The organism is Variovorax sp. Varisp46, from assembly GCF_059491885.1.
Genome location: NZ_CP168515.1, coordinates 3,526,625 through 3,553,479 on the forward strand (window position 1 = coordinate 3,526,625; position 26,855 = coordinate 3,553,479).

A 26,855-nucleotide genomic window follows, 5' to 3' on the forward strand; every position below is an offset into this window, starting at 1 on the left:
CAAAGGCGCACGCTGCCTCTTTTGCCCAGCGGATGACGAGGATCGGCCATGTCTCCAGACAACGCCCCGAACGCCCACACCCACGCGGAAACGCAGCTTCATCGGCATCTGGCGCACTTCAACGCCGCACGGCTGAAGTTCGGCAGCCCGTCGCCCCACTGGCAGGAAGAGCTCGCCCGAGAGCATGAATGCCGCCTGATCGAAGGCAGGTACCTCGAAGCCCTGCGCACCACGGTGCAGGTGGCGGCATCGGCCTCGGCCGGCAATGCGGACCATTTCGCCAGCTGGTTCGAGTCGCTCGCGCGCACGGGCCCCGGCCAGCATCACCCGCTGTTCGACTGGCTGGCTCAGGAAGCCACGCTGCCGCAGATGCGCTGGTTCCTCACGCAGGAGGCCGCGGGCGAAGCGGGCTTCGAAGACCTGCTGGCCTGCGCCCAGGTCAAGCTGCCGCCGCAGCCCAAGCTCGAGTGCGCGCGCAACTTCTGGGACGAGATGGGCCATGGCAAGCGCAGCGCCATGCACGGCCAGATGCTGGAGCACATGGTGCGCGAACTCGACCTGCATCCGGCCATCGACACCACCGTATGGGAGTCGCTCGCGCTGGCCAACACCATGGTCGGGCTGGCGACCACGCGGCGCTACGCGTACCACGCCATCGGCGCGCTCGGCGTCATCGAGCTCACGGCCCCCGGGCGGGTGAAGCAGGTGGCGGCCGGCATGCGCCGCCTGGGCCTGAGCGGCCGTGCGCGCGCCTACTTCGACCTGCATGCGGCGCTCGACGTGTCGCACTCGCGCGCGTGGATACGCGAGGTGATCCGGCCGCTGGTCGAGGCCGATCCGTCCTGCGGGCAGTTCATCGCCGAGGGCGCGCTGATGCGGCTCGTTTGCGGAGAGCGCTGCTTCGCGCGCTACACCGCCGAACTGCAACAAACCGAGGAGGTCGCCGCATGATGAACGCAGCCGGCGTGCTGCGCCAGGTGGCGGCCACGGGCTATCGCTTCACGACCGTCACGCCCTTGACCCACCAGCGCGTGCTCGCGCGGCGCGGGCGCGAGCCGGGAGCGACGCTGCGCGATATCTTCGGCTGGAACCTGCCGTTCGAAGCGGGCACCGTGCCGCCGGAACTGCTGGCCGGCATGGAGCAGGCCGGCATCGTGCGCCGCACAGGGTCGCTGCTGCGCAGCACGGTGCGCATAGCCAGCCTCGGCGACGACCTGTTCTTTCACTCGGCCTACCCGACGGTCGAGGAGAACGCCGTGTTCTTCGGGCCCGACACGCATCGCTTCGGGCGTTTCATCCGCTATGCGCTGAACCCGCGCAAGACAAAGCAGCCGCTGCGCGTGCTCGACGTGGGCTGCGGCAGCGGCGCGGGCGGCATTGCGGTGGCGCGTGCGCTGGCGGCGATGGACACGCCCTGCACGATCGTGATGAACGACATCAATCCGCTGGCGCTGGAGTACACGGCCGTCAATGCGGAGGCCGCCGGCATCCCCGTGACGCTCGCGCAGGGCGATGCGCTGTCGGCGGTCGAAGGCGACTTCGACCTCATCGTGTCGAACCCGCCCTACCTCGACGATGCCGCGCAGCGCGCCTACCGCCACGGCGGCGCGCGGCTCGGGCGGGCGCTCGGCGTGCGCATCGCGGCCGAGTCGCTGAAGCGGCTGGCGCCGGGCGGGCAGCTGCTGCTCTACACCGGCGTGGCGATGGTCGATGGCGAAGACCCGTTCCTTGCCGAGATACGGCCGCTGCTCACCGCGCCGGGTTTCGAGTGGTCGTATGCCGAGATCGATCCCGACGTGTTCGGCGAGGAACTGGAACGCCCGGTGTATGCGCACATCGACCGCATCGCCGCCGTCGGGCTCGTTGCCACGCGCACAGCGGAGGCCGCGTGATGGCCGCCGGACTCGACCTCGGCGCCGACACCGCGCGGCTCGCCGTGGTGCGCGAATGCAGCGTGCTGGAGCGCATGCCCAAGTGGCTCATCTGCGTGCCGCTGGTGGTGCAGTGGCTGTGGCTGTCGCTGCGCTACGGCGGTGCCACCTTGCCGTCGGCGGCCAACCCGCATCTCACCTCGGGCGGACTGGTGGGCGAAGGCAAGCTCGAATACTTCCGCGGCATGGGGCCGCTGGCGCGCTCGCTCACGGCCGACTACTGCGCAGTGTTCAACGATGGCACGGCGAACGAAGACTCGTTGCGGCGAATCATGGCTGAGAACGGCCTCGCATTCCCCATCGTCGCCAAGCCCGACCTGGGCCTGTGCGGCTACGGCGTCCGCCTGCTGCCCGACATGGCTGCGCTGCGGGCGTACCTGGCCGCCTTTCCTTCCGGCGAAACGGTCGTGCTGCAACGCTACCTGCCGCAGGAAGGCGAGGCAGGCATCTTCTACGCACGCGATCCCGTCACCGGCGAGGGCCGCATCATCGGCCTCGCGCTGCGCTACTTCCCGCGCGTGACGGGCGACGGCCGCAGCACCGTGGCGCAGCTCGTGGCGGCCGACGTGCGCGCGCGCCGCATCGCGCGCTCGCCGCGCCACGAATGCAGCGTGCCATCCGAGAGCGTGCCGGCCGCCGGCCAGCAGGTTCGGCTGGCCACCATCGGCTCGACCCGCGTCGGCGGGCTGTACCGCGACGGCGCGGCGCTCATCACGCCCGAGCTGGTGCGTGCCATCGACGCCATCGCGCGCGACATGCCCGACTTCCATTTCGGGCGCTTCGACGTGCGCTGCGAGAACCTGCGCGAACTCGGCGCCGGGCGCGGCTTCACCATCATGGAGATCAACGGCGCGGGATCCGAAGCCATCGAGGCCTGGGACCCCGACATCGGCGTGCTGCAGGGCTTTCGCATGGTCTTCGCCAAGCAGCGGCTGCTGTTCGCCATCGGCGCAGCGCAGCGCAAGGCCGGCGTACGGCCCATCGGCCTGCTCGCCCTCGCACGGCTCAACCGGCGGCAGAACCGCCTGGTCGACCGCTATCCGCCATCCAACTGAATTGCCGCATGCACATGGACATCACCGCTTCGCACGCCCTGCCCCGCCGTTCGCTCGCGCCGCTCGCTGCCGCGGCGCCCCTGCTGGAAACCCGCTGGGCCGATTGCGAGGAAGACGTGCGCGACGCCCAGCGCCTGCGCTTTCGCGTGTTCGCGCAGGAAATGGGCGCCCGTCTCGCGCCACCCGAAGGCACACCGCCCGGACTCGATGCCGACCGCTTCGACCCCTTCTGCGACCACCTGCTGGTGCATGCGGTGGACCCCGTGCACGGCCGCGGCCCGCTCATCGGCACCTACCGCGTGCTGACTCCGGAAGCAGCGCGCCGCGCGGGCGGCTTCTACACCGACACCGAGTTCGACCTGGCGCCGCTCGCGCCGCTGCGTGCGCGGGCGCTGGAGCTGGGCCGCTCGTGCGTGGATGCGGATTGGCGCTCGGGCAGCGTGATCATGGCGCTGTGGGCCGCGCTGGGGCAGTACATGGTCGACCACGCACTCGACACCATGATCGGCTGCGCCAGCATCGGGCTCGACGACCAGGGCCTGGCTGCCGCGCGGCTGTGGCACCAGCTGTGCCGCACGCACCTGGTCGAGCAGCGCTGGCGCGTGGAGCCACGCATCGCATTGCCGCTGGACACCGATGCAGAAGCCGATGCGGACAGCGACACCGCGCCTCCCGCCGCGCCGCCGCTCATCAAGGGTTACCTGCGCTGCGGCGCGCGCCTGCTCGGCCCGCCCGCGCTCGATGTCGCGTTCAACACCGCCGACCTGCCGATGATGCTGCGCGTGGACGACGTGTCGCCGCGCTACCGCCAGCATTTCTTCGGCGTCGCCGCGTGACGTTTCGGGCGCGATCACGGCGCGCCCGGGCGCTTGGGATACAGTCCCGCACCTCACGCCCTCACGCCCCACCGCCAGAGTGAACTTCAGAAAATCCGCCAACAGCCTTGTTGTTCGCCTGCTCATGATGGGCCTTTTGATGGCGGTGGTGGGAACCGCCGGCAGCTACATCCAGCTCAGCCGCTTCCTGCGGGAGGAGCTGACCCGATCGGTGGCGGTGCAGCAAACGGCGCTGGCCGCCTACGTGGCGCGCAACGTCGACAACTACCTGGGCGAGCGGTTGTCGTTCCTCGAACGCCTGGCGGCCACCCTGCCGCCGGAACTCCTGACGCAGCCCGACCGGCTGCGGGGATGGCTGGCGGAGCGCAGCACGCTGAGCCCGGTCTTCCCGCTCGGCCTGATGGTCGCGGACGCCACCGGCAAGCGGCTCGACGGTACGGGGCAGCTCGCAACGGACGGTTCGGAATTCGCGTCCGCGCGCGCAGGGCAGTCCGCGCCGGGCCGTCCGCGGGCCACAGCCTCCCGGCACTCGGTCTTGCCCATGGCCGTGCCCGTGCGCGACGCCGCCGGGCAGGTGGCCGCCGTGTTGCTCGGCACGGCGGACCTCTCGGCCGACGGCCTGCTCGACCATTTGCAACAGGGGCGCGTGGGCGAAGCAGGCGGCATCCTGGTGGTGTCGCCGCGCGACCGCATCTTCGTGGCCTCGACGGACGTCTCGATGTCCCTCACACCCACCCCGCCCGACGGCGTGAACCCGCTGCACGACCGCGCCATGGCGGGCTATCGCGGCAGCGGGACGACGCGCAATGCCAAGGGCATCGACGAAATCTCCGCCATCGCCTCGGTGCCGAACAGCGGCTGGTTCGTGGTGGCCCGGCTGCCCGTTTCGGAAGCGCTGGCCCCGGTGGGGCGCATGCAGACCTTCATCCTGCAGCAACGCGCACCCGCCGTGGCAGCGGTACTCATCGTGATCGGGCTGATCATGGCGTGGCTGCTGCGGCCGCTGCTGCGCGCCGCCGACCAGGCCGACCGGATGACCCGCGGCGAACTCGCGCTGACGCCGCTGCGGGTGGTGCGCGACGACGAGATCGGGTACCTGACGCAGGCCTTCAACCGGCTGCTGGCCAAGCTGCTGGACAACCAGAAGGCCTTGGCGCGCCTGGCCCACCACGACAGCCTGACCGGCCTGCCCAACCGCAAGCTGCTCGACGAACGGCTCCAGCAGGCGCTGCTACGGGCCAAGCGGCATGCGCGCCAGATGGCCGTGCTCTACCTCGACCTCGACGGATTCAAGAAACTCAACGACACGCTCGGCCACGAGGCGGGCGACAAGGCGTTGCTGGAAATCGCGCAACGGCTGCAGGGCCTGGTGCGGCAGACCGACACGGTGGCGCGCATCGGGGGCGACGAATTCGTGCTGCTGGCCGCCGACTTCGAAGGCTCCGCGGAACAGGGCGCGACGACCCTGGCCCAGCGCTGCATCGACGCGATCGCCCGGCCGCTGCAACTGGAGACGGGGCATTGCGACACGGTCATCGGCGTATCGATCGGCATAGCCCTGGGCGACGGCAACGAAACGCCGCAAGACCTGCTCGCCACGGCCGACGCGGCCATGTACCGGGCCAAGCGGAGCGGACGCGGCAACTATGCAGTGACGCCGACGCCGCACTGAGCGCGGCATCATCCGCTGCCGCGGCCCCTACGCCGGCATGTCGGTGCGCGGCAGCCGAAGGTGCTTCTTCAGCGTCTCGAACACCTGCCGCGTGACCGGATTCACCACGTGGCTGCGCACGTAGAGGTAGTACGCCAGGTCGGGCAGCCGCGGCATGCCGTCGCCCGCGCCGAGCACGCGCAGGCCCGCGTCGAGCTGTTCCACGCCGCGGGCCGTCACGCCCAGCCCCGCACGCAGCGCAGCCTTGATGCCGATCAGGCTCGACGAGGTGTAGCGCGGCGTCCAGGCCACGCCCGCCGCGTCGAGCGCCTCGTGGCCGATGCGGCGGAAGATGCTGGGCCCGTCCGCCATGATGAGCGGCACCGGCTTGGCCGGGTCGTGCACGTAGCCCGCGGCGCACAGCCACACGGTGGGCGAGTTGCGCAGCACCACGCCGTCGAACTGCGCGTCGGCGCGGTTGGAGATGATCATGTCGACCTCGCCGCTCTTGAGCGAGGTCATCAGGTAGGGACTGCGGCCGATGTGGATGTCCAGCTGCAGCAGCGGCGAGGTGCGCGCCACCTCGGTCAGCAGCAGCGGCAGCATGGTCTCGGCCACGTCGTGCGGCGCGCCGATGCGCAGGTTGCCTTCGAGCTGCCCCTGCCGCAGGCTGCGCAGCGCTTCGTCGTTCACCGCGAGCATGTGGTGCGCGTAGGTGAGCAGCCTCTCGCCGTGCTGCGTGAGCCGCTTCTGCCGGCCCTGCTTGGCGAACAGCGGGTGGCCGATCTGCTCCTCCAGCCGCTGCATCTGCTGCGTGATGGCCGACTGCGTGCGCCCGAGGTGCACAGCGGCGGCGGCAAAGCTCTGGTGGCTGACGACGGCCGCGAAGGAACGCAGCAGTTCGAGATCGAGCGTGGGCATGTATTAATTTTATTGAAGTGTTTCCTGCGCCAGCTGGATTGTTGCGTCACGCCCCCGTCACTACAGTGGATGCACACCGAACAGGCAACCCCACTGGAGAAAACCGCATGAGCACCCCATCCGAGCAACGCAGCCGGGCCGTCGAGGCGTCCATCGCCGACATGAAGAAGGCCATAGGCGGCGCTGAAGTCACCCGGGAAAAGCTCGACGTGGTGCTCGATTCGCTTCAAGGCCTGGCCGCGCACACCGAATACTGGGGCGCCGCCGACTTCCCGCCGCCCGAGGCGGGCGAGCACCAGGCCCGCTACCTCATCGCCGAAGATCCCGACCAGAGCTACGCGCTGTACCTGAACGTGATGCGCCCGGGCAAGAAAATCGTGCCGCACAACCACACGACCTGGGCCTGCATCGCGGCCGTGGAAGGCACCGAGCACAACCGCGTGTACGAGCGCACCGACGACGGCAGCGTGCCGGGCGTGGGCAAGCTGAAGCAGACGGCTCTGGTCGTCGTCGCGCCGGGCAAGGGCATCGCGCTGATGCCCGAGGACATCCACTCGGTCGAGATCCAGGGCGAGCAGGTCATTCGCCATCTGCACATGTACGGCCGCGCGCTCGAAACGCTGAACCAGCGCACCGCCTACGACCTCGACGCGGGCACGTACCAGACCATGGGCATCGGCGTGCAGACGCGCCGCTAGCCGCATTTTTTTCCGCTTCGCTTTCATGCGGGCCGCGCAGCGTGGCCTCGCAGGATTTCATTCGTCCCGACGACCCGCCTCATGACTTCCTCCATCGACCCGAAGACCCTCAAATCCTGGCTGCACGACGGCGGCGAGATCGCGCTGCTCGACGTGCGCGAGCACGGCCAGTACGGCGAGGCCCATCTGTTCCATGGCATTCCCCTGCCCTTCAGCCGGCTGGAGATCGATGCGCCGCGCCTCGTGCCGCGCCGCAGCGTGCGCGTGGTGGTGTACGACGAGGGCGACGCCGACGTGGCCGAGCGCGCCGCCGCGCGCCTCGCCGTGCTGGGCTACGGCAGCGTGCATGTGCTGCAAGGCGGCACTCGTGCCTGGAAGGCCGCGGGCTACGTGCTCTTCGCGGGCGTCAACCTGCCCTCGAAGACCTTCGGCGAACTGGCCGAGGAGGTCTATCACACACCCCGCGTCAGCGCCGGCCAGCTCGCGGAGATGCTCGCTCGCAAAGACAAAGTGGTTGTGCTCGACGGCCGCCCCGCCAGCGAGTTCCACAAGATGAACATCCCGGGCGCCACCTGCTGCCCCAACGGCGAGCTGGCCTATCGCGTGCGCCGGCTGGTGCCCGACACCACCACGCCCATCGTCATCAACTGCGCGGGCCGCACACGCAGCATCATCGGCGCGCAGACGCTCATCAACCTGGGGCTGCCCAACCCCGTCTATGCGCTGGAGAACGGCACGCAGGGCTGGTACCTTGCCGATCACACGCTGGAGCACGGCGGCACGCGGCGCTACGCCGACGACAGCGGCAACACCGACCTGCGCTCCGCCGCCAGGGCGCTGGCCGCCCGCTTCGACGTGCCGATGGTGAACGCGCAGGCCGTGCGGCAGTGGGCCGACGACGCAGAGCGCACCCTGTTCCTGTGCGACGTGCGCACGCCGGAAGAATTCGCGGCCGGCAGCCTGCCCGGTGCGCAGCACACGCCGGGCGGACAGTTGATGCAGGCGGGTGACCAGTACTTCGGCGTGCGCGGCGCACGGCTTGTGCTGTTCGACAACGACGGCGTGCGTGCGCCGACCATCGCGAGCTGGCTGCGGCAGATGGGGCACGACGCGAGCGTGCTCGAAGGCGGGCTGGCGAGCAGGCTGTCGCTCGCGCCTGCCGCCGCGCCCCGCGCGCCCGCGCTGGCCACCATCGATGCGCAGGCGCTCGCCGCGCGCATCGAGCGCAACGAGGTGGCGGTAGTCGATCTGCGCGCCAGCATGCAGTTTCGCGCCGGCCACATCGCGCAGGCCCGCTGGTCGATCCGCCCCCGCCTCGCCCGCGACGTGGCGAACACCGAGACGCGCCAGCTCGTGCTGGTTGCCGACGACGCCCCGCTCGCGGCATGGGCCGCGGCCTCCGAGCTCGCGAGCTTGCCGAGCGCACCGCTGCTGCTGGCAGGCGGCATGGCCGCATGGCGCGCCGCCGGCCTGCCCGTCGAGGCCACGCCCGCGCTGCCCGCCGACGGCGACTGCATCGACTACCTGTTCTTCGTGCACGACCGGCACGACGGCAACAAGGAAGCCGCGCGCCGCTACCTCGCATGGGAGACAGGCCTCGTCGCGCAGCTCGACGCGCAGGAGCGCGCCGCCTTCCGCCTGCCCGCCGCCGCATCGCACGGCTGACATCCCCGGTTCCGCTTTCCGTTCGTCCTTGTCCGTTCCTATTCCAGGAGTTCCGCCATGCCGTTCGCCAGCCGCATCCCGCACATCGCCCGTTATGCCGTCGCCGCCGCATGGCTCGCGGCGCTCGCCCTGCAGCCAGCCGCCGCCGAACCGCTGGCGCCACGCAACGGCTTCCCCTCGCAGACGGTGAAGTTCATCTCGCCCTTTCCGCCCGGCGGCGGCAACGACGCGACGGCGCGCCTCGTCACCACACGCCTGCCGGAAATCATGGGGCAGGCGGCAGTGGTCGACAACCGCGGCGGCGCGGGCGGCAACATCGGCGCCAAGGCCGTGGCCGACGCCAGGCCCGACGGCTACACCGTGCTCACCTCGCAGGTGTCGATCATGGCCGTGAACCCCACGCTGTACGCGGCGCCGGGCTTCGACCCGATCAAGAACTTCATTCCCATCACGCAGATCAACGCCGCACCGCTCGCGCTGGTGGTGGACGCCAGCTCGCCCCTCAAGAGCTTCGCCGACCTCGCGACGAAGGCCAAGGCCAGCCCCGGCAAGGTGACCTATGCGACGCCCGGCAACGGCACGCTGTCGCACCTCGTCGGCGTGGTGCTGGCCAAGGACAACGGCGTGGAGATGACGCACGTGCCCTACAAGGGCGCCGGGCCGGCACTGACCGACCTGCTCGGCGGACAGGTCGACGTGCTGGTCACGTCCACCGCTTCGGTCGCCGGCCTCGTGCAGAACGGCAAGCTGCGCGTGCTCGCCGTGACCAGCCCGCGCCGCATCGGCGTGTTCTCGAAGGTGCCGACACTGGAAGAGCTGGGCTATGCCGGTGCGCGCTTCGAAGACTGGTACGGCTTCTTCGCGCCCGCCGGCACGCCGCCGGAACGCGTGGCCTACCTGAACGAAGCCATCGTGCGCACGCTGCATCTGCCCGAGGTGAGCAAGCTCGTGACCGACGGCGGCAGCGAGGTGGTGGCCAATTCGCCGGACGCCTTCGCGGCGCAGCTGCGCCAGGACATCGACCGCTGGTCGCGCATCGTCAAGCTTTCGGGTGCACGCGCCGACTGATTGACGCAACATGGCGGCCCGACCTCCCTTCGCCCCTCCCCAACCATGCCCGATTCGCACTCCGTCCCCGCCGGCCTGACACTCAATACCCGGCTCACACGCACCGGCAAGACGCCGTCATACGCCGGCGGATCGCCCGTCAACACGCCCCTGGTGCGCGCGAGCACCGTGCTGTTCGACAGCGTGGGCGCGATGCGCGACGCGCGGGCTAGGCGCGACGAGGAGCGCATCTTCAGCTATGGCGCACGCGGCACGCCGACCACCTTCGCGCTCGAGGATGCGGTGAGCGAACTCGAAGGCGCCTATCGCACACGGCTCTTTCCGACCGGCCTTGCCGCCATCGGCATGGTGCTGCTGTCGTACCTGAAGCCGGGCGACCACGTGCTGATGTCGGACAGCGTGTACGAGCCCACGCGCAATCTCGTGCATTCCTTCCTCGAGCCGTACGGTATCCGCAGCTCGTTCTTTGCAGCGGATGGCAGCGGCATCGAGGAACTGTTCGAGCCGAACACGCGGCTCGTGTATGCGGAGTGCCCCGGCTCGCTGGTCTACGAGATGTGCGACCTGCCCAAGCTCGCGGCACTGGCGCATGCGCGCGGCGCGCTGCTCGCGGCGGACAACACCTGGGGATCGGGCGTCCAATACCGCCCGCTCGCGCTGGGTGCGGACATCTCGACGATGGCCGCGACCAAGTACCTCTCGGGCCACTCGGACGTGATGATGGGCACCGTCGCCACGACCGAAGCCGCATGGCGCCCGCTCAACGAACGCTGCGATGCGTTCGGCATGACCGTGAGCCCCGACGACGCGTGGCTGGTGCTGCGCGGCATGCGCACGCTGTCGGCGCGGCTGCAGATGCACGAGCGGCATGCGCTGGAGGTGGCGCACTGGCTGCAGGAGCGGCCCGAGGTGGCGACCGTGTTCTGCCCGGCACTGCCACAGCACCCGGGGCACGACCTCTGGAAACGCGATTGCAAGGGCACGAACGGGCTGCTGTCCATCGAGCTGCAGCCAGGCATCGAAAGCGCGGCGGTCGAGCGCTTCGTCGATGCACTCACGCTGTTCGGGCGTGGCTCGTCATGGGGCGGCTATGAAAGCCTGGTGGCATGGACCAACATGCGTGCGGCGCGCAGCGTGACGGATTGGAGCGGGCGCGGGGCGGTGGTGCGGTTGCACATCGGGTTGGAGGCGCCCTCGGATCTGATGGCCGATCTGGAGCGCGGGTTTGCTGCAATGCAAACCCGGCAGCAGCACGGCGCGGACGCTCAAGCCCGGTCCGGGCGCTTCGCGTAGGCCAGGGCCAGCGCGAGCCCCACCACCGCCGCGGCGCCCAGCAGCTTCACCGGACTGCTCGTCAGGCTGCGCACGGCTCGCCCGCACGCAGCGCCCCAGCCCTCGCGCGCGGGAAACAGCAAGGCGCGTTCATGCGGCGTGAGTGCGCGCAGGGCGCTGGGGTTCTCCTCGTCCTCGAGAACGGCCTGGGACACATCGAGTTGCGTGACGTCCTCGGGATGGCGTGGGAGAGTCGTCGGCTTGCGCATGGTCAAGATCCTCGTAGCGGAATGATCGAGCCCCGAGCTTGCGCTGCCCCGCGGCCTTCGCCCATGCGCGGGCGCAGACGCTGCGAGTAGGCCAACTTCCCGCCTGCAGCGGCGAAATCTTCGCGAGCCCGTCGATGCGGGGCGCATTCATTCATTCATTCATTCATTCATTCATTCATTCGCAGGCGCGCTTCCCCGCAGGCGAGGCGCGCAGCCGGTTCAGGAAGGTCAGCTGCACCTTCGCCGTCTCGCTGCCCTGCATTGCCGCGCGGCGCATCCACGCCCCGGCCTCGCAGCGGTCGGCCTTCACGGCCGTGCCGTACAGCGTCGGGCCGGTCAGCAGCACCATGCCGAGCATCTCCTGCGCCTCGGCATGGCCTTCGGTGGCGGCCTGCCGCAGCTGTACGAGCATCGCGCGGTAGTCGCGGTCGGCCTGTGCTTCGAGGGCCAGCTGGAAGCGCTGTTCCGCCTGCAGTTCGACGCCCGCATCCGAAGGACGCGCGGCGCTGAGCGCGGCCACCAGCAACAGCACACCCGACAGCAGCACGCGAAAGCGCAGCGACAGGCCGGTCATCAGGTTGAGTTCGGATGGCATCGATGTTCTCCACGAATAGTGTTGTCGTGCAGGCATCGTCGCGCGGCCGCGCCGAATGGAGAAGCCGGATTTCGCGCAGGCCGCCTCAGCCGGAGACTGAGCCCGCGCCCGTGCCCGTGCCCGTGCCTCAGAACTTCGCGGTCAGCATCACCTGCAATTCGCGCCCGGGCCCCGGCATGATCAGGTTGTCCACGCTGCCATGCCCCGACACGTAGTACTTGCGGTTCGTGATGTTCTTCAGGTTCGCCGAAATCTCGTAGCGCCCGGTCTTGTAGCTCGCGGCCAGGTCTGCCGTGACATAGGAAGGCAGCGTGACGAGGTTGCTCAGCGACGCATAGCGCGCGGCCACGTAGTTGACGCCGCCGCCCGCGCTCAGGCCGTTGCCCAGGTCCTTCATGAGCCACACGAAAGCCGAGTGCCGCGGTGTGAGGGGCGCGATCTTGCCCTGCACCGGCATCGCCGCTCCAACCGGCAACTGCAGCGAACTCACCGTGGCCAGCGACTTGGTCATGCGGCCGTCGAGGTACGCATAGCCCGCGCTGATGTCCCAGCGGCCCGGCAGCTTGCCGGCCAGCGCCAGCTCCATGCCGTTGGTGCGCTGCGTGCCCACGTTGATCTGCCGCGCGGGGTTGGTCGGGTCGGTGTTCTTGATGCCCGAGCGCTCCAGGTTGAACACCGCCGCAGTGAGGTTGAGCGCGCCATCCAGGAAGTCGAGCTTGGCGCCGATCTCCTTGTTCACCGTGATCTCGGGGTCGTTGGCGGTGTTGCTGGCCGACAGCGCGAAGGTCTCGGCCGAAGGCTGGAACGAGCGGCTGTACGACACGTAGTACGACTGCGTTTCGCTCGGCTGCCAGACCACGCCCGCGCGCGGGCTGAACTTGCGATCGGTGCGCGACAACGGCGCCAGCGTGCGTTCGAACGAGGTGTCCTGCCCGAAAACGTCGTAGCGCCCGCCGACCAGCGCCTTCCACTGCGGTGCCAGGGTGATCTGGTCCTGCGCGTAGAGCGCGGCGGTCTTGAAGCGCGTGTTGCTCGGGATCGCGCTGCTGGCCGTGTAGCTCGCGAGCGGAATCGGCGCGGGTGCGGCCACCGGGTTCAGGATGCTCACGCGTTCGAAGCCGGTGGCCGACGACACGGAGTACGCCCGCTTCTCCTGCTGGCCGAACTCCGCACCCAGCAGCCATTCCTGCCTGAAGCCGCCGAGCTCGTTGCGCCATGTCAGGTCGGTCTGGTTGAACCAGCCGCTCTCGTCGCGCAGGATGAAGCCGCGCGTGCGGCCCACGGTCAGGCGAACGGGGTCGGTGGTACCGCTGGGCAGCGTGTTGTAGCGGTCGAGTCCGTAGCTGGAATAGCGCGTGGTGTTGCGCAGGCTCAGCGTGTCGCTGAAGCGGTGGTTCAGCGTGGCGGTGAACGACTGCACCTTCGTCGTGGTGGTGTCGTCGCGCTTGCCGAAGGCCGAGCCGTAGTAGGTGCCGATGGGCACGTTCACCGGGCGGCCGTTGAGCGCCGGAATGCCGAAGTCGGTGAGCCGCTGGTCGTAGGCGTTGGTGTACTGCAGCAGCAGATCGGTCTGCGGACTGAACTTGATGGCCAGCGACGGCGCGACGTTGTAGCGGTCGATGAACTGCTGGTCGCGGTAGCTGCCCGACTTCTCGCGCGCGACGTTGAGGCGAAACGCCATGTTCTCGCCGATGGGCGTGTTGAGGTCGGTGGCGAGCCGCTTGAAGTCGTGCGTGCCGAGGCCGAGCGAGACTTCGCCGAAGGCGCGGTCGAAGACCGGCTTCTTGGTCACGCGGTTGATCAGGCCGCCCGAGGAGCCGCGGCCGTACAGCACTGCGGCCGGGCCCTTCAGCACCTCGATGCGTTCGGTGTCCGAGAGATCGCGGAAGTACAGCGCGTCGTCGCGCACGCCGTCGACGAACCAGTCGGCGATGGCGGTGAAGCCGCGGATCACCACCTGGTCGCGCTGGCCGTCGCCCGCGTTGAACGACACGCCGGGCGCGTTGCGCAGCGCGTCCTGCATCGAAGTCGCGCCCTGGTCGCGCAGCAGCTGCGCCGGCACCACGTTGACCGCCTGCGGAATGTCGCGCAGGGGCGCGGAGCCCTTGGTGGCAGTGCTGCCGATGGACGGCGCATAGCCGACGTCCTGCTCGGAGCTGACGGTCACTTCCTTGAGCGTCGCATCGGCGCTCTGGGCCTGTGCCGCGCAGTGCGCGGCGGCCAGGGCGGCAACGAACAGGGACGGATGGCGCAGGCGAAAACGCGGCGCGCGAGAACGAACGGACATGGCGAAATTCCCTCAGGGCGATTTGTTTTTGAAATCGCGAAGCGCCACACCGGCTCCCCATCGCTCGGATGGAGAAACCGTGTACGCCCTGCCTGGAGGAAATCTGGGTTGGGTGCCTTCGCCGGCCCGCACCGGCTCGATGGCCGGGGCTTTGGGCGAAGGGATCGCGTCGCGCGACCGCAGGATTCTAGATGCAGCGGCGCGTCAGCAGCAACGCCCCTTGCCTGCCCCGTAGCGCGCCTCCAGCCGTTCGCGGAAGAAGGCCTCGTAGCTCATCGGCGCGCGGTCCGGGTGGGTGGCCGCCATGTGCGTCAGGTAGGCGTCGTAGTCGGGCAGCCCGACCATGAGCCGCAGAGACTGCTTGAGCGAGCGCGCAAAGTAGCGCCCGGCTTCCGGCAATGCGAGGCCCATGGCGTCAGTGCGCGGCCGTGGCAGCGACAGCGCCCACTGGCTCGAACGGCGTTTCCTTGGTGGTCGGCCGGTTGGCCGCACGCGCTGCCAGGCAGGCCTTGATGCTGTAGACCAGCACGCTCAGCACCACGAAGATGAAGAGCGCGCACAGCGCCGCGTCGAGGCGGTCGTTGAACACGATGCGCGACATGGCCTCGGGCGTCTTGGCCGGCGCCACCAGCACGCCGCTGGCGATGCCGTCGGTGTACTTGGCCGCATGCGAGAGGAAGCCGATCTTCGGGTCGGCCGAGAAGATCTTCTGCCAGCCCGCGGTGAGCGTGCACGCCAGCAGCCACACGGCAGGCGCAATCGCCACCCACGCATAGCGCTCGCGCTTCATGCGGAACAGCACGACCACGCCCAGCATCAGCGCCACCGCGGCCAGCATCTGGTTGGAGATGCCGAACAGTGGCCACAGCGTGTTGATCCCGCCCAGCGGATCGACCACCCCCTGGTACAGGAAGTAGCCCCAGGCCGCGACGCACAGCGCCGTGGCGACGAGGTTGGCCGGCAGCGAATCGGTGCGCTTGAGCGCGGGCACGAAGCTGCCCAGCAGGTCCTGCAGCATGAAGCGGCCGGCGCGCGTGCCGGCATCCACAGCCGTGAGGATGAACAGCGCCTCGAACAGGATCGCGAAGTGGTACCAGAAGGCCATCATGGCCTGCCCGCCGATCACCTGATGAAGGATGTGGGCCATGCCCACGGCCAGCGTCGGCGCACCGCCTGCGCGGCCGAGGATCGTCGTCTCGCCCACGTCCTTGGCGGTCTGCAGCAGCATCTCGGGCGTGATCACGAAGCCCCAGCTCGACACCGTGGCCGCCACCTGCTGCGCGGTCGTGCCGACCAGCGCGCCGGGGCTGTTCATCGCGAAGTAGATGCCGGGCTCGATGCACGAGGCCGCGACCAGCGCCATCACCGCGACGAAGGATTCGGCCAGCATGCCGCCGTAGCCGATGAAGCGCGCATGGCGCTCGTTGTCGAGCATCTTGGGCGTGGTGCCCGAGGAGATCAGCGCATGAAAGCCCGAGACGGCGCCGCAGGCGATGGTGATGAACAGGAACGGGAACAGGCTGCCCGCCCACACGGGGCCGTTGCCCTGCGCGAACTGCGTGACGGACGGCATCTGCAGCGTAGGCATCACGAACACGATGCCGATGGCCAGCGCGATGATGGTGCCGATCTTCAGGAAGGTCGACAGGTAGTCGCGCGGCGCCAGCAGCAGCCACACCGGCAGGCTCGCGGCAATGAAGCCGTAGCCCACCAGCATCCACGTGAGCGCCTTGCCGTCGAAGGTGAAGAGCGGGGCCCACTCGGGGTTCTGGCTCACGGCCTGGCCGCCGAAGATGGCCAGCATCAGCAGCACGAAGCCGATCAGCGACACCTCGCCGATGCGCCCCGGGCGGATGTAGCGCAGGTACACGCCCATGAACAATGCCACCGGAATCGTCGCTGCCACCGTGAAGGTGCCCCACGGCGATTCAGCCAGCGCCTTCACCACGATCAGCGCCAGCACCGCGAGGATGATGATCATGATCATGAAGGTGCCGAACAGCGCGATCATGCCGGGCACCACGCCCATCTCCTGCTTGACGAGGTCGCCGAGCGAGCGGCCGTCGCGCCGCGTGGAGATGAACAGAATGATGAAGTCCTGCACCGCGCCGGCGAACACCACGCCCGCCAGGATCCACAGCAGCCCGGGCAGGTAGCCCATTTGCGCCGCCAGCACCGGACCCACCAGCGGGCCCGCACCGGCGATGGCCGCGAAGTGGTGGCCGAACAGCACGTTCTTGTCGGTCGGCACATAGTCCAGGCCGTCGTTGTGGCGGTGTGCCGGCGTCTTGCGGTTGCCGTCCAGGCCCAGCACCTTGTCGGCGATGAACAGGCTGTAGTAGCGGTAGGCGATCAGGTAGGTGCAGATCGCGGCGGCCACCACCCAGAGGGCGTTGACGCTTTCGCCTCGGGTCAGGGCCACGGTGCCGAGCGCGAATGCGCCGACCACGGCCACGACCAGCCACACCAGGTGGCGTCGGATGCTGTGCATGCGGATGTCTCCTCTATATTGAACCCGAGGAGTTTTGCCGGGCTGCGGCGCGGGCGCATCCGTCGGACTGCGCGGAGTGCATGCGTGGCTTTGCGTAATGGAAAACCCGGGTACGGCAGGCGCCGTCCCGCAGTGCAATGCCTGCGGGCCTACACGCAGGAACCGGACCAGGCGCGAACATGTGAGCCCTCATCAGGACGCGATCAGGGGGCGAAAGAATCGAAGCCATGGACACACAACCACGCTGCTGCATCGCAGGTGGCGGTCCTGCCGGCATGGTGCTGGGCCTTCTGCTGGCCCGGGCCGGCGTGCCCGTCGTCGTGCTGGAAAAGCATCTCGACTTCCTGCGCGACTTTCGCGGCGACACCGTGCACCCGTCGACGCTCGAGATCCTGCACGAGCTGGGCCTGCTCGACGCCTTCCTGCAGCGCCCGCACGACCGCATCGAGGAACTGCGCGTCACCTTCGAAGGCCGCAGCATCCCGGTGGCCGATTTCACGCACCTGCCCTCGCACAGCAAGTTCCTGGTGTTGATGCCGCAATGGGAGTTCCTCGATTTCATGTGCGACGAGGCCCGGCGCTATCCGGGCTTCGAGCTGTGGACCGATGCCGAGGTCATCGGCCTGCTGCAGGACAAGGGACGCGTCAACGGCGTGAAGGTGCGGCGCGGCGGCCGCGCGGGCCAGCCGCAGGATGTCGAACTGCATGCTTCGCTGGTGGTGGCGGCCGATGGCCGGCATTCCGCGCTGCGCGATGCCGCGGCGCTGCCGCACATCAGCTACGGCGCACCCATCGACGCGCTGTGGATGGCCATTCCCAAGCAGGCCGGCGACCCCTCCACCACCGGGGGCTACATCGCGCGCGGGCGCTTCCTGGCGATGCTGAACCGCGGCGATTACTGGCAATGCGCCTTCGTGATTCCCAAGGGCGGCCACGCTGCGCTGCAGGCCCGGGGCATCGAGGCGTTCCATGAAGAGATCGGAAAGGTCGCTCCCTTTCTCGCCGCCCGGCTGCCATCGGCCCTGCCCGGCTGGGACGCGGTGAAGCTGCTCGAGGTGACGGTCGACCGCCTCGAGGCCTGGTCGTGCCGCGGGCTGCTGTGCATCGGCGACGCGGCCCATGCGATGTCGCCGGTGGGCGGTGTCGGCATCAATCTCGCCGTACAGGACGCCGTGGCCGCCGCGAACCTGCTGGCCCAGGCCTTGGCCGGCGCCGCGAGCGAGAAGGAAATCGACGCCCTGCTGCCCCAGCTCCAGCGCCGCCGGGAATGGCCGGTGCGCGTGACGCAGGCGGCGCAGCGCCTGATACAGGACCGCGTGCTGGTGCCCGTGCTCGGCGGCGAGCTGGCGTCCGGCTCCGGGCACCTGCCCTGGCCGCTGCGGCTGCTGGCGCGCTGGCCGCTGCTGCGCAGGCTGCCGGCGCGGACCGTGGGCATGGGCGTGCGGCCCGAGCACGTGAAGTCGCCGCGGGCGTGATGGAACTGGCATTTCGTTACACAGCCGGGGCCTGGGGAGGCCGCCGGGCAGGCCTCTGCGAGAGGTCGCTGTTGTAGACTGCCAGGTTTTTCGATCAGGCGCGTTCAAGCGGTATGGGGCAAGTTTTCAGGCGCACAAGTTTCAACGGCTCGGCGCTCATTCGCTTGCTTTCCCGACTGGCTGACATCGATGCTCGCGAACCCGCACAACCCACCGCCGACCGACTGAGCCAGTGGTTCGGCTGGACCGATGCCATCTCGCTGTCCGCGGCGCTCGATGGCGCACCGGCAACGATGGCACAGCCCGGCACCCGCGCTCCCCGCAACACCGAAGAAGGCGAATGCCAACGCGTGCGAACCGCCCTGGCGAATGCCATCGCCGAAGACAGCACCTTCGGCACCGGCAAGGACGCGACGCCCGAGTTCACCCCGTACCGCCGGCGCTACCTTGCCCGGCAACAGGCGATGGAGGCCGGTGTCGGTTCGCTGCGCAGCCGGCTGCGCTCGGCGCTGGCAGCCAGATCGCCGGCCATGGCCCGGCTGGCATCGGTGGACGTGGTCATGGCGCAGGTGCTGGAGGCGCGCGAGCACAGCCTGCTGTCGGCCGTGCCCGGGATGCTCGAAAAGCACTTCGAGCGCTTGCGCAAGGCCGCCGGGACGCCTGACGAAGCAGAGACAGACAGCGGCACCCAGCCCCCCGATGCGTGGCTGGACGTGTTCCGCAAAGACGCCCAGGACGTGCTGCTCGCCGAACTGGACTTTCGATTTCAACCGGTCGAAGGGCTGCTCGAAGCACTTCGCACCCAGGCCACCAGGACCCCATGACCCGCTTCCTTCAATACGCCGTCTTTGTCGCAGGCCTGGCCGTCGTCGGCTGGGTGGGCGCCGGATACATCGGCACGAACCCGCTGGCGCTGGCCGTCACCGCGATCATTGGCGCGTCCTACCTCATGGGCGCGCTGGAACTTCATCGCTTCCAGCAGGCCACCTCCACATTGACGCAGGCCGTGGCGGACCTCTCCACCCCGCCAGAGAACCTCGGCGCATGGCTCGGCCGGCTGCATCCTTCGCTGCGCAACGCGGTGCGCCTGCGCATCGAGGGCGAACGCGTCGGCCTGCCCGGCCCGGCGATGACGCCGTACCTCGCCGGCTTTCTCGTGCTGCTGGGCATGCTCGGCACCTTCGTCGGCATGGTGGTCACGCTCAAGGGCACCGGCATCGCGCTGGAAAGCTCGACCGACCTGCAGACCATCCGCGACTCGCTGTCCGCTCCCGTGAAGGGCCTCGGACTGGCCTTCGGCACCTCCGTGGCAGGCGTGGCCGCGTCGGCGATGCTGGGCCTGGCCTCGGCGCTGAGCCGGCGCGAGCGGCTGCAGGCCGGGCAATTGCTCGACACCCAGATCGCGACCACCCTGCGCGTCTTCTCGCTCACGCATCAGCGCGAGGAATCGTTCAAGCTGCTGCAGCAGCAGGCTCACGCCATGCCCGAGCTGGTCGGCCAGCTGCAGGCCATGATGCTGGCGATGGAACGCCAGAGCCACGCGCTGAACGAACGCCTCGCCACCAGCCAGGACCTCTTCCACAGCAAGGCCGAGGCCGTGTACGGCAGCCTCGCCACTTCCGTCGACCAGTCGCTGAAGCAGAGCCTCACCGAGAGCGCACGCGTCGCCGGCGCGGCAATCCAGCCGGTCGTCGAAGCCACCATGGCCGGCATCGCGCGCGAAACGGCCACGCTGCACGACACCATCTCGCAGACCGTGCAGCAGCAGCTCGACGGCCTGTCGACCCGCTTCGAGGCCACCACCACCCGCGTGGCCGATACCTGGAAGACAGCGCTCGCTGAACACCAGCGCACGAGCGAAGCCTTGTCGAAGGACATGCGCGGCTCGCACGACCAATTCGCGCAGACCTTCGAGCAACGCTCGGCTGCGCTGGTCGACACCGTCTCCGCCCGCCTCGAGAGCGCCGTGGGCAACGTGTCGGACACCTGGGGCAGCGCGCTTGCGCAGCATCAGCGCGTGAGCGAAAAACTCTCGGGCGATGCGCGCCAGGCCCTGTCGTCGGCCGCCGCCGCCTTTGCACAGCACTCCGCGTCGCTGCTGGACACGGTCGATGGCGCACACGCGAGGCTGCAGACCGACATGGCATCGCGCGACGAGCAACGCCTCGCGGCCTGGACGCAATCGCTCACGGCCATGGCCGCCTCGCTGCAAAAGGAATGGCAGCAAGCCAGCGCACACAACGCGAGCCAGCAGCAACAACTTCTCGGAACCATGGCGCAGGCCGCGCGCGACATGTCGGCCCAGACCGAAGCGCACGCGAAGAGCACCGTCGCCGAGATCGCACAGTTGCTGCAGGCGGCTTCGGAAGCTCCACGGGCCGCGGCCGAGATCGTGTCCGAGATGGCATCGCGCGACGAACAGCGCCTCTTGGCGTGGACGCAATCGCTGGCCACCATGGCCGCATCGCTGCAGCAGGAATGGCAGCAGGCCGGCGCACACAACGCGAGCCAGCAGCAGCAACTGATCGACGCCATGGCGCAAACCGCGCGGGACATGTCGGCCCAGACCGAGGCGCATGCGAAGAACACCGTCGCCGAGATCGCGCAGCTGCTGCAAGCCGCAGCGGAAGCACCGCGCGCCGCAGCCGAGGTTGTCACCGAGCTGCACCAGAAACTCGCCGACAGCATGACCCGCGACAACGCGATGCTGGAAGAGCGCAGCCGCATCCTCGAAACGCTGGCCACCCTGCTCGATGCCGTGAACCATGCCTCCACCGAACAGCGCACGGCCATCGACACGCTGGTGTCCGCATCGGCCGACCTGCTGGAGCGCGTGGGCAGCCGCTTCAGCGAAAAGGCCGATGCGGAGTCCGAGAAGATGGCCGCCGTTGCCGCGCAGATCACCGGCAGTGCCGTCGAAGTTGCGAGCCTCGGTGAAGCCTTCGGCCTTGCCGTGCAGCTGTTCAGCCAGTCGAACGACAAGCTCGTGGGCCACCTGCAGCGCATCGAAGGCGCGCTGGGCAAGTCCATCACGCGCAGCGACGAGCAATTGGCCTACTACGTTGCGCAGGCGCGCGAAGTCATCGACCTGAGCATCATGTCGCAAAAGCAGATTGTCGAAGACATGCAGCAGATCGCCAGCCGGCAGCAACAGCAGGCACCGGTGGACAGCGAAGCATGATGCGCGAAGACCTCGATGCCGGCTTCGACGAACCGGGCGTGCCGGTGTGGGCGGTGTTCGGCGACCTGATGGCGGGCCTGCTCGGTGCCTTCGTGCTGATCCTGGTGTGCGCGATCGGCATGCAGCTGGAGCTCGCGTCCAGGCTGGAGACCGAGGTCAAGCAGCGGCAGGCCGAGGCCAAGCGCCGGCAAACGCTGGAGCAAGCTCTCGCGGGCCCGCTCGCAGCCGGCCGCGTGACGCTGAACAACGGCCGCATCGGCATCAGCGGCAGCGTGCTGTTTGCCTTCAACTCCGCGGAGCTTCAGCCCGAAGGCCGGCAACTGCTCAAGAGCCTGGCCGCGCCGCTGAGCGCGTACCTCAAGTCGCGCGACGAGATCCTGATGGTGAGCGGCTTCACCGACGACCGGCAGATGCGCGACAACGCGCGCCAATTTGCAGACAACTGGGAGCTCTCGGCGCAGCGTGCCTTGACGGTGACGCGGGCGCTGATCGAATCGGGCGTACCGTCGTCGTCGATCTTCGCGGCGGCGTTCGGATCCGAGCAGGCAGTGGCCTCGAATGCAGATGCCGATGGGCGCTCGAAGAACAGGCGCGTGGAAATGGCGCCCACGCCGAGGCCCTCCAACAATGCCGGCGCAAAGCCCCGTGACTGATCACGAGACGTGCCTCGACACCGCCGCGATGGTCGCCGCATCGATCAAGCGCGGCGATCATCGTTTCGATCCCGTGCGCTTTCGTGTCATCGAAGCGATGGCCAGGCGCGCGGCCGCGTACAGCGGCGAGGCCCGGCGCATCCTCGACGACAAGGTCGCCACGCTGCTTGCCGTGTACGGCGAGGATCTTGGAAAGGCACAGCCAGCGGATGTGGCGAAGCAGGAAGCCGCACCAGAGCGCGGGGCGCTCGCCGGCCTCGTCGATCACATTGCCCGGCATGCACCGGTGCCTGGCGACAGCTCGCCGCCCGCGGCGGGCAATGCGGCACGCGGCCTCCCTGCCTTTTCGCCTTCCACCGAACTGAAGTCGATCCGCTACTTCAAGAGCACATGGTCCAGGCTCAGCGCGGATCGGCGCTTGACGCAATCACTGGCGAAGGTGCCGGAGAACGCGGGCCCCCTCAACTCGCATCACCTCGTGCACCGTTCGCTCACGCTGATGCGCGACCTGTCGCCGGAATACCTCAACCGGTTCATGTCGTATGTCGATGCGTTGTCGTGGGTCGATCAGTTGAACGGCAGCAGCGCCGCGGCGGGCGCGGCGAGCCCGCGCACCGAAGGCCCTGCCAGGAAGAGCGGTCGCGGCAAGTCCGCCTGAACCCTCAGGGCCGCCGAGCCTGCGTCGGCTGGCGCGACCAATACACGCCGTCGAGCCTGTCGAGCCGCACCTCGCCGCCGGTCGACGGCGCATGCACGAAGCGGCCTCCGCCCACGTAGATGCCGGCATGCGTCGGTGCGAACGAGCCGAAGAGCACGAGGTCGCCGGTGCGAACGTCGGACATCGCCACCGGACTGCCGAAGGACGCCATCCGCGCCACCGTGCGCGGCGGCGACTGCCCCACGCTGTTGAGATAGACGTAGCCGATGAGGCCGCTGCAGTCGAAGCCGCCGTCCGGCGTGTTGCCCCCATAGCGGTACGGCGTGCCGACCAGTCCCAGTGCGTGGATCGCGATGCTGTTGGTTTGTTCGGCCGTCAGCGTGCTGGTGACGGCGGCTCCCGGCCGTGGCCCGGTGGGGCCTGCGCAGCCCAGAACCAGAAGACAGGCCCCTATCGGAAGGAGTCGAAGCAGCCACTGCGGCAGCGGCGGCAAGAGCGCGTGGGAACGTTGCGTTGGCACAGGTGCGTCGGGCATGTCTGATGGCTGAGCTTGTGAACGTGCACGGACTCTAGCGCGGAACGCGACGGCTACCTGAAGATGGCCCCTCCGCAGGCCGTGCGCTGCTGCGCCGGCGCCACGGAGGAAGGAAAGAAGCTCTTACTGGCCTGCGGCGGGCGCGTTGACCGCGTCCTTCAGCGCCTTGCCAGCGGTGAACTTGGGCGCTTTGCTGGCCTTGATGGTCATCGGCTCGCCGGTCGACGGATTGCGGCCCGTGCGCTCGGGGCGGCTCGCCACGGCGAAGGTGCCGAAGCCGATCAGTTGCACCGTGTCGCCGCCGGCCAGGGCGCGCGACAGGTTTTCGATGGTGGAGTCGAGCGCGCGGGCGGCATCGGCCTTGCTGAGGTTGGTGTCGGCGGCAATGGCCGTGATGAGGTCGGTCTTGTTCAAGATGAGGTTCTTTCTTCGATCGGACGGTTGAAGGGAAATGAGTGGCGCGGAGCGCACCGGGCTCGAACTTTAAACGCCCCGCCGAGGGAGCGGGACATGCGCGCGTTTCAAAAGTGAAACATCGTGATCGATGCACGCTGGCGCGGGAAGAATCTCCAGCGCAACGAACTGCACCCACGCATTCACCGGAAGCCGAAGACCAGCAGCAGGTTGTTCGCGGGCATCGCGTGCCGCTCGCGCAACACGAGGCCTGCTCGGTGCGCCTCTGCCGTCACGTCTTCCACGCGGCGAATGCCCCATGCGGAATTTCGGGCGCGCAGATCTTCGTCGAACGCGAGGTTGCCCGGCGCCGTTGGAACTTCATCTTCCAGATACGGCCCGTACGTGATCAACACGCCGCCAGGAAGCAGATGCCGCGCGGCCCCCTGCATCAAGGCAGCGCATGTGGTCCAGGGCGCGATGTGCAGCATGTTGGCGCAGTAGATCGCGTCGAACTTCTTTTCTTCTTCAGCGGGTGCGGAACCCTGCAATGGCCATCGAGGGGCCATCACGTCGAGCAGGAGCGGCGGGCAGAGATTCGGTCGCGCGGCTTCCGCGACTCGGCTTGCAATCGCGGGGAGCATGCGGGCATCTGCGTCGGTGGGTTGCCATACCCATTGAGTCATGGTTGCCGCGAACCAGGCGGCGTGCTGCCCCGTACCGGACGCAATCTCCAACACAGTGCCGCGCTCGCCGAGGATGCGGATCAGCGCGTCCAGAATGGGCTGCTTGTTGCGGTCGGCGGCGGGGCTATGGGGAAGGTCGGGCATTCGAGGGGATTTTGATGAGGTTGTTTGAAGGACATCGGGGCAAGGGTATTTCGATGTTGCCATGAAGGCCTGGCTACCGTGCATCGAGCGCCAACCCGCAAATGAAAAAGCCCCGCCGAGGCGGGGCCGTGCAACGGGCTCGATGCCGATTCAGTGGAACTCGTAGAGCGCCACTTTCTTGCTCATCTCCAATTGGCGGGACGTGCGTGCCCAGAGCTCGAAGTTGTTGACCGACGTGCCTGCAGCGTACTGCAGCCCGAGGCTGCTGTCGCAGTGCAGATCGTTCACGGTCTGCGTCGAGCAGCGCAGGACCACCGAGCGTGCCTGGCTCGCAACGCCCGTGCTGTCGTTGAAGCGGGCGCCCTGCTGGCCCGGGCCGGGGCTCGGTGCGCGCCCGTACGCCGTGAACGACGTGGGGGGAAGTGCGCCTTGCGGCACGGTCCACGCGTCCAGGTTGCCGTCTGCGCTGAAGTCGATGAGGTTCGGATCGTTCTGGCTTGGCGCGCCGAAGACGAGGTTGCCCGTGGCCGAGCTTGCCGAGATCAGCTGCGAGCGCATTGCCGCCGTCAGGCCGACGAAGGCGACCTGACGGATCTCCCCGATGCTCTGCGCCCGCGACAGCGTGCGGTAGGACTGCGTCACATTGCCGGGATTGCCGACAGCGCCGCCCACCGGCACGAACTCGAGCTTCCAGACGCTCTGGTCGTTCAGCGCGCTGATCTGCGCGTCGCTGTACTGCGGGTTCAGGAAGAACAGGCTGCTCTCCCTGTCGCTCGGGTTGCCCGCCGTCGCGGTGTTCTGGTACTCGCCGCGCAGGCGGAAGACGCTGCCGGATGTCGGCGTCACGCCATCGTCCTTCGCGGCGACGAGATAGGACAGCCCCGCGGTCGGCAGGTAGACCCGCGTCGAGCCGGTGGGGGTCGTCAGCACCACCTGGCTGAAGATCGAATTGCCGTTGCCGTCCGTCTTGTTGTCGATGTTGACGTTGTAGCCCGTCGTGTAGTAGCTGAAGTCCGGCGTGTTGATCAGCTCGCGATGTTCGGAATAAGGCCGCACGCGGGCGGCGTAGGTGTAGCCGTTGCCCGACAGCTTGAGCGTGCCATTCACGTTGCGCGCAACGATGGTGTCGTAGTCGACGTTGCCGGACACGTCCGTCGTGCGGTAGCTCAGGAGCAGGTCGCCGTTCGCGCGAACGTGCTCGAAGTTGCCGCGGTCCCACTTGAGTCCGGTGGTGCCGGGCCTGAACAGGCCCGCGAAGGCGCCGGCGTTGCTGCCGTCGCGCCCCACGTACGAGCCGTTCTGGTAGTAGGTGCCGGGGTCGTCGCCGACGAACATCGTGCGGCAGGCGGGCGCGATCACGTCGGTGGCGGTGCCCGTCACGGCCGACGTGTCGTTCGGCGCATTGACGCGCTGCGACAGCGGCAGTGCAAAGCATGCCGTGACCTTGTCGAACAGCGCCGCGACCGCCGCGGGCGACGGGACCTGCGCCAGATCGCCGGCCGCGATCGGAGGCAGCGTCGGCGTGGTGCTGTCGCTGGAACGGAAAGTGATCGAAACGGGCGCGCTGCCTTCGGTCGCGGGGACGGTCTTGACGGTGATCTCGATGTTGGCGGCGGTGCCGTCGGGGCGCACGCTCACCGAGATGGCGTCGAGCACCTTGTCCGGGCCGGTGCCGTCGGCCACGAAGACGCCGGAGACCGGATCGAGGGTCCCCTGGCCCAGCGTGCTCAGCAGCGGCTGGAGGGCGGCCACCAGGCTCGTCACCTGCTGCTGGATCGAGGCTTCGGTCAGGGCGCCGGGGTTCGCCTGGATGGCACCGGCCAGGCTGGCGGGGTTGCCGTCCGGCGACAGCCGGGAAACGATGATGGTGGTCAATGGCGAGACGTTGGCCGTGCCCCCCGTGGTGCTGGCGGTCGTGCTGTAGAGCGTCAGGTCGTCGCGCTGGGCCGTGATCACCAGCGGGGCCTTGGCGCTGGCGGGCAGAGGACAGGCGTAGGCCCCTGCGCTGTCGGTCTGCGTCGTGCACACGGTGGCGCCGGTCTGGTCGACGACGACGATGCTGGCGCCCGCGAAGGGCGCGCCGGTGGCGGCCACGCCGGACAGCTGCGATGAGGTCTGCGGCGGGTTCGAGGCTGGCGGCGCCGATGGCGGAGTCGACGGCGGGGCCGCTGGCGGCGACCCGGCAACGGGGAACAGGGCGGCGCCGCTGCCCCCGCCGCCGCCGCCACCACAGGCGGCCAACAACACCAGGCTGGTACTTGCCGCAGTCGCACACAGCGTTTTCTTGAAAGATGTCATGTCGGGAGGTCCTCGTAAAAAAACAGAGCCGGATGTCACAAAATGTGGAGCGCAGTGTGCGAAAGATGGCTGAAGGCCGCCTCCCCTGATCGC

At 68.7% G+C, this 26,855-nt stretch carries 24 protein-coding genes; 14 read left to right on the plus strand and 10 right to left on the minus strand.

The annotated features are described in order from the left end of the window. The first annotated feature begins 48 nt into the window (after positions 1-48). The 5 genes from ACEN9N_RS16535 to ACEN9N_RS16555 all read left to right on the plus strand — a co-directional run bounded on the left by ACEN9N_RS16535 (position 49) and on the right by ACEN9N_RS16555 (position 5,494). Complete coding sequence (locus ACEN9N_RS16535; RefSeq protein WP_495654028.1) at positions 49-951, plus strand: iron-containing redox enzyme family protein; 903 nt, start codon at positions 49-51, stop codon at positions 949-951. Next, the gene (locus ACEN9N_RS16540) at positions 948-1,892 is read left to right on the plus strand and encodes a methyltransferase (RefSeq protein ID WP_495654029.1); all 945 of its coding nucleotides are present in this window, start codon (positions 948-950) and stop codon (positions 1,890-1,892) included. Before ACEN9N_RS16535 ends, ACEN9N_RS16540 begins: the two co-directional genes overlap by 4 nt. Beyond that, positions 1,892-2,986: a hypothetical protein gene (locus ACEN9N_RS16545; RefSeq protein ID WP_007837288.1), complete on the plus strand. Its 1,095-nt coding sequence runs from the start codon at positions 1,892-1,894 to the stop codon at positions 2,984-2,986. The genes ACEN9N_RS16540 and ACEN9N_RS16545 overlap by 1 nt, the downstream gene beginning before the upstream one ends. Before the next feature lie 8 nt (positions 2,987-2,994). Continuing rightward, entirely contained in the window at positions 2,995-3,822 is an 828-nt protein-coding gene (locus ACEN9N_RS16550) for a GNAT family N-acetyltransferase (protein WP_413313724.1), read from the plus strand. A gap of 79 nt (positions 3,823-3,901) precedes the next feature. Next, positions 3,902-5,494, plus strand: coding sequence for a diguanylate cyclase domain-containing protein (locus ACEN9N_RS16555; protein WP_495654030.1), 1,593 nt, complete (start codon positions 3,902-3,904; stop codon positions 5,492-5,494). Between the two features lie 27 nt (positions 5,495-5,521). Here the strand turns inward: ACEN9N_RS16555 and ACEN9N_RS16560 are convergent, their stop codons facing one another. Continuing rightward, positions 5,522-6,394, minus strand: a complete 873-nt coding sequence (locus ACEN9N_RS16560) for a LysR substrate-binding domain-containing protein (RefSeq protein WP_413313722.1) — start codon at positions 6,392-6,394, stop codon at positions 5,522-5,524. Between the two features lie 107 nt (positions 6,395-6,501). Between ACEN9N_RS16560 and ACEN9N_RS16565 the strand changes: the two genes are divergently transcribed. From ACEN9N_RS16565 to metC, 4 genes are all read left to right on the plus strand, one after another. Beyond that, positions 6,502-7,092, plus strand: coding sequence for a cysteine dioxygenase family protein (locus tag ACEN9N_RS16565; RefSeq protein ID WP_495654031.1), 591 nt, complete (start codon positions 6,502-6,504; stop codon positions 7,090-7,092). Positions 7,093-7,173: 81 nt separating this feature from the next. After that, a complete protein-coding gene (locus ACEN9N_RS16570; RefSeq protein ID WP_495654032.1) occupies positions 7,174-8,757 on the plus strand; it encodes a rhodanese-like domain-containing protein in 1,584 nt (527 codons plus the stop codon). Positions 8,758-8,814: 57 nt separating this feature from the next. Next, the gene (locus ACEN9N_RS16575) at positions 8,815-9,825 is read left to right on the plus strand and encodes a Bug family tripartite tricarboxylate transporter substrate binding protein (protein ID WP_413313719.1); all 1,011 of its coding nucleotides are present in this window, start codon (positions 8,815-8,817) and stop codon (positions 9,823-9,825) included. A gap of 45 nt (positions 9,826-9,870) precedes the next feature. Beyond that, entirely contained in the window at positions 9,871-11,118 is a 1,248-nt protein-coding gene (gene metC / locus ACEN9N_RS16580) for a cystathionine beta-lyase (RefSeq protein WP_495654033.1), read from the plus strand. Here the strand turns inward: metC and ACEN9N_RS16585 are convergent. The 5 genes from ACEN9N_RS16585 to ACEN9N_RS16605 all read right to left on the minus strand — a co-directional run bounded on the left by ACEN9N_RS16585 (position 11,091) and on the right by ACEN9N_RS16605 (position 16,739). Beyond that, entirely contained in the window at positions 11,091-11,366 is a 276-nt protein-coding gene (locus tag ACEN9N_RS16585) for a hypothetical protein (RefSeq protein WP_056593515.1), read from the minus strand. The two genes, metC and ACEN9N_RS16585, sit on opposite strands and share 28 nt — an antisense overlap. A 175-nt stretch (positions 11,367-11,541) precedes the next feature. Further along, on the minus strand, positions 11,542-11,961 hold the full coding sequence (locus ACEN9N_RS16590; protein ID WP_495654034.1) for a sel1 repeat family protein: 420 nt from the start codon (positions 11,959-11,961) through the stop codon (positions 11,542-11,544). A gap of 127 nt (positions 11,962-12,088) precedes the next feature. Next, positions 12,089-14,248 carry a TonB-dependent receptor gene (locus ACEN9N_RS16595; RefSeq protein ID WP_495654035.1) on the minus strand — a complete coding sequence of 720 codons (2,160 nt, stop codon included), beginning with the start codon at positions 14,246-14,248 and terminating at the stop codon, positions 12,089-12,091. Between the two features lie 204 nt (positions 14,249-14,452). Further along, complete coding sequence (locus ACEN9N_RS16600) at positions 14,453-14,659, minus strand: YbdD/YjiX family protein (protein ID WP_007837269.1); 207 nt, start codon at positions 14,657-14,659, stop codon at positions 14,453-14,455. A gap of 4 nt (positions 14,660-14,663) precedes the next feature. Next, the gene (locus ACEN9N_RS16605; RefSeq protein ID WP_495654036.1) at positions 14,664-16,739 is read right to left on the minus strand and encodes a carbon starvation CstA family protein; all 2,076 of its coding nucleotides are present in this window, start codon (positions 16,737-16,739) and stop codon (positions 14,664-14,666) included. A 227-nt stretch (positions 16,740-16,966) separates the two neighbouring features. Between ACEN9N_RS16605 and ACEN9N_RS16610 the strand changes: the two genes are divergently transcribed. The 5 genes from ACEN9N_RS16610 to ACEN9N_RS16630 all read left to right on the plus strand — a co-directional run bounded on the left by ACEN9N_RS16610 (position 16,967) and on the right by ACEN9N_RS16630 (position 22,706). Next, positions 16,967-18,214 (plus strand): FAD-dependent oxidoreductase, encoded by a 1,248-nt coding sequence (locus tag ACEN9N_RS16610; protein WP_495654037.1) that lies wholly within the window; start codon positions 16,967-16,969, stop codon positions 18,212-18,214. A 113-nt stretch (positions 18,215-18,327) separates the two neighbouring features. Next, positions 18,328-19,038, plus strand: coding sequence for a DUF3348 domain-containing protein (locus ACEN9N_RS16615; protein WP_007837265.1), 711 nt, complete (start codon positions 18,328-18,330; stop codon positions 19,036-19,038). After that, complete coding sequence (locus ACEN9N_RS16620) at positions 19,035-21,395, plus strand: DUF802 domain-containing protein (protein ID WP_495654038.1); 2,361 nt, start codon at positions 19,035-19,037, stop codon at positions 21,393-21,395. The genes ACEN9N_RS16615 and ACEN9N_RS16620 overlap by 4 nt, the downstream gene beginning before the upstream one ends. Beyond that, the gene (locus tag ACEN9N_RS16625; protein ID WP_413313769.1) at positions 21,395-22,048 is read left to right on the plus strand and encodes an OmpA family protein; all 654 of its coding nucleotides are present in this window, start codon (positions 21,395-21,397) and stop codon (positions 22,046-22,048) included. The genes ACEN9N_RS16620 and ACEN9N_RS16625 overlap by 1 nt, the downstream gene beginning before the upstream one ends. Continuing rightward, entirely contained in the window at positions 22,023-22,706 is a 684-nt protein-coding gene (locus ACEN9N_RS16630) for a DUF2894 domain-containing protein (RefSeq protein ID WP_007837261.1), read from the plus strand. The genes ACEN9N_RS16625 and ACEN9N_RS16630 overlap by 26 nt, the downstream gene beginning before the upstream one ends. A gap of 4 nt (positions 22,707-22,710) precedes the next feature. Here ACEN9N_RS16630 and ACEN9N_RS16635 read toward each other — a convergent pair whose 3' ends face one another. The 4 genes from ACEN9N_RS16635 to ACEN9N_RS16650 all read right to left on the minus strand — a co-directional run bounded on the left by ACEN9N_RS16635 (position 22,711) and on the right by ACEN9N_RS16650 (position 26,762). After that, positions 22,711-23,241 carry a C40 family peptidase gene (locus ACEN9N_RS16635; protein WP_495654039.1) on the minus strand — a complete coding sequence of 177 codons (531 nt, stop codon included), beginning with the start codon at positions 23,239-23,241 and terminating at the stop codon, positions 22,711-22,713. 123 nt (positions 23,242-23,364) lie between these two features. Then, a complete protein-coding gene (locus tag ACEN9N_RS16640) occupies positions 23,365-23,655 on the minus strand; it encodes an HU family DNA-binding protein (protein WP_056593546.1) in 291 nt (96 codons plus the stop codon). Between the two features lie 182 nt (positions 23,656-23,837). Further along, positions 23,838-24,464 (minus strand): DUF938 domain-containing protein, encoded by a 627-nt coding sequence (locus ACEN9N_RS16645; protein ID WP_495654040.1) that lies wholly within the window; start codon positions 24,462-24,464, stop codon positions 23,838-23,840. Positions 24,465-24,614: 150 nt separating this feature from the next. Next, entirely contained in the window at positions 24,615-26,762 is a 2,148-nt protein-coding gene (locus ACEN9N_RS16650) for a carboxypeptidase regulatory-like domain-containing protein (RefSeq protein ID WP_495654041.1), read from the minus strand. Positions 26,763-26,855 lie beyond the last annotated feature (93 nt).

What these genes read in the sequence shown, in the direction of transcription:
- ACEN9N_RS16570 (WP_495654032.1), top strand. Translation starts at nt 7,174, where the DNA reads ATGACTTCCTCCATCGACCCGAAGACCCTCAAATCCTGGCTGCACGAC.
- ACEN9N_RS16560 (WP_413313722.1), bottom strand. Translation starts at nt 6,394, where the DNA reads ATGCCCACGCTCGATCTCGAACTGCTGCGTTCCTTCGCGGCCGTCGTC.
- ACEN9N_RS16595 (WP_495654035.1), bottom strand. Translation starts at nt 14,248, where the DNA reads ATGTCCGTTCGTTCTCGCGCGCCGCGTTTTCGCCTGCGCCATCCGTCC.
- ACEN9N_RS16590 (WP_495654034.1), bottom strand. Translation starts at nt 11,961, where the DNA reads ATGCCATCCGAACTCAACCTGATGACCGGCCTGTCGCTGCGCTTTCGC.
- ACEN9N_RS16550 (WP_413313724.1), top strand. Translation starts at nt 2,995, where the DNA reads ATGCACATGGACATCACCGCTTCGCACGCCCTGCCCCGCCGTTCGCTC.
- ACEN9N_RS16565 (WP_495654031.1), top strand. Translation starts at nt 6,502, where the DNA reads ATGAGCACCCCATCCGAGCAACGCAGCCGGGCCGTCGAGGCGTCCATC.
- ACEN9N_RS16625 (WP_413313769.1), top strand. Translation starts at nt 21,395, where the DNA reads ATGCGCGAAGACCTCGATGCCGGCTTCGACGAACCGGGCGTGCCGGTG.
- ACEN9N_RS16620 (WP_495654038.1), top strand. Translation starts at nt 19,035, where the DNA reads ATGACCCGCTTCCTTCAATACGCCGTCTTTGTCGCAGGCCTGGCCGTC.
- ACEN9N_RS16605 (WP_495654036.1), bottom strand. Translation starts at nt 16,739, where the DNA reads ATGCACAGCATCCGACGCCACCTGGTGTGGCTGGTCGTGGCCGTGGTC.
- ACEN9N_RS16610 (WP_495654037.1), top strand. Translation starts at nt 16,967, where the DNA reads ATGGACACACAACCACGCTGCTGCATCGCAGGTGGCGGTCCTGCCGGC.
- ACEN9N_RS16645 (WP_495654040.1), bottom strand. Translation starts at nt 24,464, where the DNA reads ATGCCCGACCTTCCCCATAGCCCCGCCGCCGACCGCAACAAGCAGCCC.
- ACEN9N_RS16650 (WP_495654041.1), bottom strand. Translation starts at nt 26,762, where the DNA reads ATGACATCTTTCAAGAAAACGCTGTGTGCGACTGCGGCAAGTACCAGC.
- ACEN9N_RS16630 (WP_007837261.1), top strand. Translation starts at nt 22,023, where the DNA reads ATGCCGGCGCAAAGCCCCGTGACTGATCACGAGACGTGCCTCGACACC.
- ACEN9N_RS16585 (WP_056593515.1), bottom strand. Translation starts at nt 11,366, where the DNA reads ATGCGCAAGCCGACGACTCTCCCACGCCATCCCGAGGACGTCACGCAA.
- ACEN9N_RS16600 (WP_007837269.1), bottom strand. Translation starts at nt 14,659, where the DNA reads ATGGGCCTCGCATTGCCGGAAGCCGGGCGCTACTTTGCGCGCTCGCTC.
- ACEN9N_RS16635 (WP_495654039.1), bottom strand. Translation starts at nt 23,241, where the DNA reads ATGCCCGACGCACCTGTGCCAACGCAACGTTCCCACGCGCTCTTGCCG.
- ACEN9N_RS16535 (WP_495654028.1), top strand. Translation starts at nt 49, where the DNA reads ATGTCTCCAGACAACGCCCCGAACGCCCACACCCACGCGGAAACGCAG.
- metC (WP_495654033.1), top strand. Translation starts at nt 9,871, where the DNA reads ATGCCCGATTCGCACTCCGTCCCCGCCGGCCTGACACTCAATACCCGG.
- ACEN9N_RS16545 (WP_007837288.1), top strand. Translation starts at nt 1,892, where the DNA reads ATGGCCGCCGGACTCGACCTCGGCGCCGACACCGCGCGGCTCGCCGTG.
- ACEN9N_RS16615 (WP_007837265.1), top strand. Translation starts at nt 18,328, where the DNA reads ATGGGGCAAGTTTTCAGGCGCACAAGTTTCAACGGCTCGGCGCTCATT.
- ACEN9N_RS16575 (WP_413313719.1), top strand. Translation starts at nt 8,815, where the DNA reads ATGCCGTTCGCCAGCCGCATCCCGCACATCGCCCGTTATGCCGTCGCC.
- ACEN9N_RS16540 (WP_495654029.1), top strand. Translation starts at nt 948, where the DNA reads ATGATGAACGCAGCCGGCGTGCTGCGCCAGGTGGCGGCCACGGGCTAT.